This is a genomic window from Candidatus Hydrogenedentota bacterium (assembly GCA_019695095.1).
GTDB lineage: Bacteria > Hydrogenedentota > Hydrogenedentia > Hydrogenedentales > SLHB01 > JAIBAQ01.
This window is the reverse complement of sequence record JAIBAQ010000265.1, coordinates 1-6,518: the sequence shown is the minus strand read 5'-3', so window position 1 is coordinate 6,518 and position 6,518 is coordinate 1. Positions and strand designations below refer to the sequence as shown.

The window sequence follows — 6,518 nt, the reverse complement described above, 5'->3', positions numbered from 1 at the left end:
AACACATTCAATGTCAGATAAAGAGTCAGTCTCCGGGCTTACGTTACGGCGCGGGTGCTGCGCCGGGCGCTTGCCCTCCTGATGTCCCCGGAACACCCGGCACGCCTGGTATCTGAGGAAGTTGTGGTAGTCCCGGAGTAGGGATATCCACGCCGGGTACGTTCGGCATCAGGTCTTTCGGAAGAAACGACTCTGGAGACATTGCCTTGTTCGGGTTCATCTCGTCCGTTTCCGGCGCTTTCTTCGCCAGCAGCTCCGATAACTCCGGCTGTTCCGGATTGAGCTGCAGCGACCTCGCGAACATACGCCGCCCCATTTCAGGCTGGCTGTACTCGTTCATATAGAGCATGTCCATCTCACGATGGATCTTGTAGTCTTCGTAGGGGAACGTGGCCATGAGCTTGAGTTGCGCTATGGCATCCTCGATTTGGCTATCGGCCTTGAGGAAATCGAAGGCCAGCCAATTTACCTCGGGGTCGAGCGGGTCCTTCTTGAGGATGCGCTCGAAAAAGTCAAGGGCCTGCTACTGTCTTCCCGTGGGTAGGGACGCTTCGCCGAAACGTCCGCGGCTACTCGTAGGCTTCGGCGGCGTGGCAAATTCCGGATAAACAAAAACGAGGGAGACGTCTCCCGTGACCGTCTCCCTCGCGAAAGGACTTCTACTGGCAGATCTCGAAGACGCCTGCCGCGCCCATGCCGCCGCCGATGCACATGGTTACAACGCCGTACTTGCCGCCGCGCTTGCGCAATTCGTCGATGATCTGCACGGACAGCTTCCCGCCGGTGCATCCCAGCGGATGGCCGAGGGCAATTGCGCCGCCGTTGACGTTCACCTTGTTCTTGTCGAGCTTGAGTTCGCGTGTCACCAACATCGCGACGGCCGCGAAGGCTTCGTTGATCTCAAACAGGTCGACATCGGAAACCTTAATCCCCGCCATCTGGCACGCTTTGGGGATGGCCACCAATTGAGCCGGGCCGAGGTACTTTGGCGTGTCCGCCGCGACATTGTAGGCAAGGAAGCGCGCCAGCGGTTTTGCGCCGGTTTCCTTCATGGCCTTCTCGCTCATGAGAACGAGAGCAGCCGCGCCGTCGCTCATTTGGCTTGAGTTGCCTGCCGTGTGGAAACCGATCTTGTCGTTTACCGCAAAGGCCGGTTTCAACGAGAGCAAACCTTCCAATGTCGTATCGCGGCGCGGGCCTTCATCCGTGTCGAATACGACCGGACCGCTTGCGCCATTGGGCACCTGCAGAGGAACAATTTGATCCTTGAACTTGCCCTGGTCGATGGCCGCGACGGCCTTCTGATTGCTCTCCACTGCCCACTCATCGAGCTCTTGCCGCGTGAATCCGAAGTCGCGCGCGACGTTGTCGCCCGCGTTGCCCATTCCGATGAAGATCTCGGGATGATTCTTCGACAAGTACGGGTTCGGCGAGACACGCGCGCCGGGCATCGACACCATCGACATCGATTCCGCGCCGCCTGCAACAGCGATGTCGAGCAACCCCGCCGTGATCTTTGCGCCCGCAATCGCCATGGCCTCCATGCCCGACGAACAGAAGCGGTTGATGGTCATGGCGCTTGCCGTGTCCGGCATGCCCGCGCGGAGCGCCGCGATGCGCGCCATGTTCATGCCCTGCGATTGCTCCGGAATGGCGCAACCGAGCACAACATCCTGAACTCGATCCGGTGTAATCCCCGCGCGTTCGATAGCCGCCTTGATCGCTTCTGCGGCCATGTCGTCGGGACGGTAATTCACGAGAGCGCCACGCTTCGCCTTGCCGATCGCCGTCCGCGCTCCCGATACAACGTACACGTTCTGCATCATGGAATCTTTCCTCCATCGCCTGACTGTTCAGGTCGCTGAGAGTCTCTGCGCTTGACGCGCGCCCTAAGTTAGTTCCGCAACGGCTTTCCGGTGGTTAACATGTGCTGGATACGCTGTTGAGTCTTCTCTGTCCCGACCAAGCTCAGGAACGCTTCGCGCTCCAGATCGAGGACGTCTTGCTCCGACATCTTTGTGCCCGGCAGCCGATCGCCGCCGGTCAGGATGTTCGCCAGTTTTTCGCCTATCAACACGTCGTGCTCCGACGCATATCCACCCAATTGGAATCCGTAGAGCGCGACCCGGATCGCCGCGCGCGCCGATTCGCCCAGAGCCACCAACGTCGCCGGTTTCGGGGCGCGGTATCCCGCCTTCACGAAGCTGAGCACCATGTCCTTGGCGCGCTTGATCTGCTGATCCTGGCTGGGCACGATGGGGCACCATTCGCTCAGGTAGCCCAGCTCGATGACCTCGGCTCCGCTCGTACCGACCTTGGCCGTCGCAATGCTTTCGAAGGCGCGCCGGAAGTACGGGAACGGATCGCCATCCGGCACGGACTCGGGCACGTACGCGAGCGCGCGGCGCAGCATTTCCTTGCAGCCGCCACCGCCCGGTATCAGGCCTACGCCGACCTCGACCAACCCGCCGTATGTCTCGCCGGCGATTACAGAGACCGCCGTGTGCTGGCAGACTTCGATGCCGCCGCCCAACGTGTAGTGATGCGGCGCCGATACGATGGGCCTATCGCAGAACCGCATGGATTGATTGACCTGTTGGAAGGCATTGACGGCCTCGTCGATAGCCTTCCAGTTTTCCTGCATGGCCTCGCCGAGAATCACGAAAATGTTCGCGCCCGCACAGAAATGTTCGGCCTGGTTGCCGATTACCATGCCTTCGAACTTGCCGTCGTTCAAAAGTGTCACGCCTTCCATGAGCATCATGCCCATGTCTGCGTCGATGGCGTTCATTTTTGTGTGGAACTCAGCGCAAAGCACCCCGTCACCGATATCGACGAGGCTGCAACTATCATTCTCTTTCACGAGCGCAGAAGCCTTCTTCTCGGAAATGTACAGAGCATTCGGATTGACCGGAACGTCCTTGTACGATTTTGTCGCCGCATCGAAGTACTGCCGTTTGCCGTTCTTCGTGGTGTAGAACGAGTCAAGACCCTTGGCCAGCAAGTCCTTGGCAATGGCGGGTACTTTCAGCCCGTCACTTTCCATTCGCTCGCAGACTGCCTTGACCCCAAGCACGTCCCAGGTCTCGAAGATGCCGATCTCCCACGCGAAACCCCATTTCACGGCATTGTCGATGTTGACGATGTCGTCGGCAATCTCCGGGATGCGGTTCGCTGCGTAGATGGCGGTATTTGCGAACACCTTCCAGGCGAACACAGCGCCCTTGTCGGTGCCCGTGTGCATGATCTTCAGCTTCTCTTCCAAGGTCGCGTTGCGAGCCGCGCCGGTACTCTCAAACCGTGGCTTGATGGGCGGGCGATACTCCAGCGTGTTCAAATCCAACCCAAGGATGATTCGCTTGCCCTTCTCGTCGCGTTCCTTGGTTGCCTGGTAGAAGCCTGAACCCGATTTCGTTCCCAACAGGCCCTTTTCCACCATCTTCTTGAGGAAATCCGGCGCAGTCATCACGTCCATGCGCTCGTCGTTCGGGCAGTTGTTTGCGACGTTGCCCAACACGTGAAGGTAGGTGTCCAGGCCCACGAGATCGAAGGTGCGGAAGGTCGCCGAGGACGCGTGCCCGACCACCGGGCCTGTGACTGCATCCACTTCCTCGACGGACAACCCATCCTTAATCATTTCGTGAAGAATAAACTGGCACCCAAAAGTGAGAATGCGGTTCGCTACGAAATTCGGTGTGTCCTTGGCGTAGACGACACCTTTGCCCAGCACATTCTCGGTGAACTCGGCCATGAACTGGACCACCTCGGGAAGAGTGTCTTTGTGGGGAATGATCTCGAGCAATTTCAGATAGCGCGGCGGGTTGAAGAAGTGCGTCCCCAGGAAGTGCTTCTTCATGTCCGCGTCCATCACTTCGGTCATGGCAGCTATCGAAATACCGCTGGTGTTGCTACTGACGATGCTGCCCTGCTTGCGATGTTTGGCGACTTCCGCGAAAATCTTCTTCTTGATCGACAGGTCTTCCTTGACGACCTCAATAATCCAATCGCAATCCGCGATTTTCGCCATGTCGTCGTCGAAATTGCCGATCTCGATCATATCGAGCACGGATTTCGAGTAGATGGGCGACGGCTTCGCCTTAAGCAAACCTTGCTTGCTGCCTTCCGCGAACCCGTTTCGTTTCTTGGGGTTAGACTTATCCTTGTCCGACAAGTTGGGGGGGACGATATCCAGCATGAGGCTGGGAATACCGCAATTGCCGAGATGCGCCGCAATGGCGCCCCCCATCACGCCCGAGCCCAGAACTGCTACGCGCCGTATCTTTCGCATGCCTTGCTGACTCCTTCCACGTAGAGGTTATGATCAGCCCCGAGTTTCTCAAGGCGTATCACTAAAACGTAAGTGCCTGCAAAATAACGCTATAAGCGCAACATCGGCGCTAGATCGCGAATTGACCTACCGATAGGTCAGCTACGCGAAATGCCACTCGCACCACGAAGATTTGCTCAACTTGCCACCTGCGGGATCACAGCTAGAACGCCAGATCCCAATCCTACACGTTCCCGGGCAGACCGTCAAGACTGGACTCTCGCCAAACAAACTGCGCACAAAGTCAAAACGCAGCCTGCCACCCCGCAAGCTCCATCCCACCCTGTCATGCAGCACGTTACTCAACTAACGATGCGCTTTGAGTTCAGGCTGCACTCGCGAGACGCGCGCGGCTTGCCACGGACCTCCGGAATCTGTCACGCTATGGGTTGAGTCATCGGCATTTGCGTCTGACCGGGCGTCACCACAGGGCACCATGAGCGCTTACTTCCATTTCGAGCGTAGATACGAAGGGCAATCTTCGGGCAACCGAATCACCTATGCGGTACAACGCCTAATCATGCTCAATGTGGCGGTGTTTGCCGTGCAGTTGCTGCTGGAGATTCCGCTGGGAGGATACTCAGCCGGCACCCCGGGCGGAATCGTAACGGATCTCCTTGCATTCAGCCCGACCATGCTGATGAAGGGATGCATCTGGCAGCCCTTCACGTACATGTTCCTGCACAGCAATCTCATGCACCTCTTCCTCAATATGGTGGGCTTGTATTTCTTTGGTCCGGATGTTGAGCGCATTTTAAGCACGCGCCAGTTCTTCCGTTTCTACATCATCTGCGGCGTGGCTGGTGCGCTCGCGGAATTCGCGCTCTGGTTGATACGTACTGGATCGGTGTCTCCTACTGTGGTCGGAGCCAGTGGCGCTACGACAGCGGTGCTTGTCGCATTCGCCGTAGCCTATCCCGACCGTGAGGTGTTTCTTATCCCGTTTCCATTTCCGGTAAATGCCCGCGCTCTGGTGATCATCTTTATCGTAATGAATCTGATGTCGGCCATGCAGAATTCCTCACAGGCATGGATGACGCATTTTGGCGGGCTTGCCGCAGGTTACGCCTACATGAAGCTTGTGCCCGTCTTGCGTACGCGGTTGCAGTCGTGGCAAGGTAAGACCAAGAAGTCAAAAGACGAATTCGGATCCCTGGGGGACGCCGTAGACAACATATTCAAGTTCGAGGACGAAAAGCGCCGCCGACGCTGACGTCCTACTATTCAGGTATTGCTTAATGCCCAGTCTTCAAGAGTTGCTTTTCCTCTCGATCATCATATTGGTCCTCAGCATGACCGGTGTGTGGCCAACGATTATCCGGGGGATTCGACAACTGCGGGGCGACGCGGTCGAAGAGCCGGTCTCCCCCGCACCTCCAAAAGACCTGGATTTGTGCTACCGAATGCTGGGAATTTCGCCTACCGCATCGTGGGACGAAATCGAACGCGCGTACCGTCGAAAGGCCAAAGTCCATCATCCGGATCATGGCGGCGACGAAGATACGATGAGGGCGCTTAACGAAGCCTTTGCGTTGCTGAAGCGCGCTCGGTCCGCCCGCCGGTAGCGGTCTACATAACGTGCAGAATAGTCGGAGTCTTTAGCTATGCCCTCAAAGCGAAAAACGTTGCGTTGGATTGAACTAATCGCCGTGCTGGCCGTGATTGTCGTTGCGACCCTGCTTCTTTTCCCCTATATCAAATACAATCTCCTGCCGACTCTCCCAACAACGTGCGTCGACAACCTTAAACAGTGGGCAACCATCTTCAGCATGTACCGTGAGGAAAACATGTATGCAATGCCCCCGATTCAAGGTTTTCAACCCTTCGGCCCCGCGGAGAATGCAAAGGGCTGCCTGAATGTCCACGACGAATACTCCTTTAGTCCCGAGTGGGGCGCGATCTACCCTGACTATGCAGCAACCCCTCTTGTCCTTGTGTGCCCCGAAGGACCTTATCTGTCTCCACCCGAAAAGAAAGGCCCAATTGTCACAAGACCATGGCGGCCCAACGAGCAAGTGTTTGGCGTTCTTGAAAGCGAAAGCTTTTGGTCATGCGAAGATGAAGGAGCAATCACAAACGCCGACGCAAGCTACACGTATCTGGGATGGCGCATCGAGCCAAACAATCCTTACGACATCCTCATCACCCCGGAACTCGCGGCGAAGCTGAACCTGCCGGCTAGCGGACCTGC

The 6,518-nt window shown here is 57.3% G+C and carries 7 protein-coding genes; 4 read left to right on the top strand and 3 right to left on the bottom strand.

The window, feature by feature from the left end; all coding sequences use genetic code 11:
• Window positions 1-43: 43 nt before the first annotated feature.
• Complete coding sequence (locus K1Y02_24360; protein ID MBX7259516.1) at window positions 44-349, bottom strand: hypothetical protein; 306 nt, start codon at window positions 347-349, stop codon at window positions 44-46.
• A 12-nt stretch (window positions 350-361) separates the two neighbouring features.
• Here K1Y02_24360 and K1Y02_24355 point away from each other — a divergent pair, with 12 nt between their 5' ends.
• Window positions 362-544 carry a hypothetical protein gene (locus tag K1Y02_24355; GenBank protein MBX7259515.1) on the top strand — a complete coding sequence of 61 codons (183 nt, stop codon included), beginning with the start codon at window positions 362-364 and terminating at the stop codon, window positions 542-544.
• Window positions 545-659: 115 nt separating this feature from the next.
• On the opposite strand, the gene K1Y02_24350 is transcribed toward K1Y02_24355, so the two are convergent.
• Entirely contained in the window at window positions 660-1,823 is a 1,164-nt protein-coding gene (locus tag K1Y02_24350; protein MBX7259514.1) for a thiolase family protein, read from the bottom strand.
• Window positions 1,824-1,894: 71 nt separating this feature from the next.
• Entirely contained in the window at window positions 1,895-4,288 is a 2,394-nt protein-coding gene (locus K1Y02_24345; protein ID MBX7259513.1) for an enoyl-CoA hydratase/isomerase family protein, read from the bottom strand.
• A 475-nt stretch (window positions 4,289-4,763) separates the two neighbouring features.
• On the opposite strand from K1Y02_24345, the gene K1Y02_24340 reads away from it, so the two are divergent.
• From K1Y02_24340 to K1Y02_24330, 3 genes are all read left to right on the top strand, one after another.
• On the top strand, window positions 4,764-5,540 hold the full coding sequence (locus K1Y02_24340) for a rhomboid family intramembrane serine protease (GenBank protein MBX7259512.1): 777 nt from the start codon (window positions 4,764-4,766) through the stop codon (window positions 5,538-5,540).
• Window positions 5,541-5,565: 25 nt separating this feature from the next.
• A complete protein-coding gene (locus tag K1Y02_24335) occupies window positions 5,566-5,892 on the top strand; it encodes a J domain-containing protein (protein ID MBX7259511.1) in 327 nt (108 codons plus the stop codon).
• 39 nt (window positions 5,893-5,931) lie between these two features.
• On the top strand, window positions 5,932-6,518 hold a 587-nt coding region (locus K1Y02_24330; protein MBX7259510.1), incomplete at its 3' end, for a hypothetical protein.

Bases quoted from the DNA above. Each gene is read 5' to 3' on its own strand.
- K1Y02_24360 (MBX7259516.1), bottom strand. From the start codon at position 349: ATGCTCTATATGAACGAGTACAGCCAGCCTGAAATGGGGCGGCGTATG.
- K1Y02_24355 (MBX7259515.1), top strand. From the start codon at position 362: ATGGATCTTGTAGTCTTCGTAGGGGAACGTGGCCATGAGCTTGAGTTG.
- K1Y02_24350 (MBX7259514.1), bottom strand. From the start codon at position 1,823: ATGCAGAACGTGTACGTTGTATCGGGAGCGCGGACGGCGATCGGCAAG.
- K1Y02_24345 (MBX7259513.1), bottom strand. From the start codon at position 4,288: ATGCGAAAGATACGGCGCGTAGCAGTTCTGGGCTCGGGCGTGATGGGG.
- K1Y02_24340 (MBX7259512.1), top strand. From the start codon at position 4,764: ATGAGCGCTTACTTCCATTTCGAGCGTAGATACGAAGGGCAATCTTCG.
- K1Y02_24335 (MBX7259511.1), top strand. From the start codon at position 5,566: ATGCCCAGTCTTCAAGAGTTGCTTTTCCTCTCGATCATCATATTGGTC.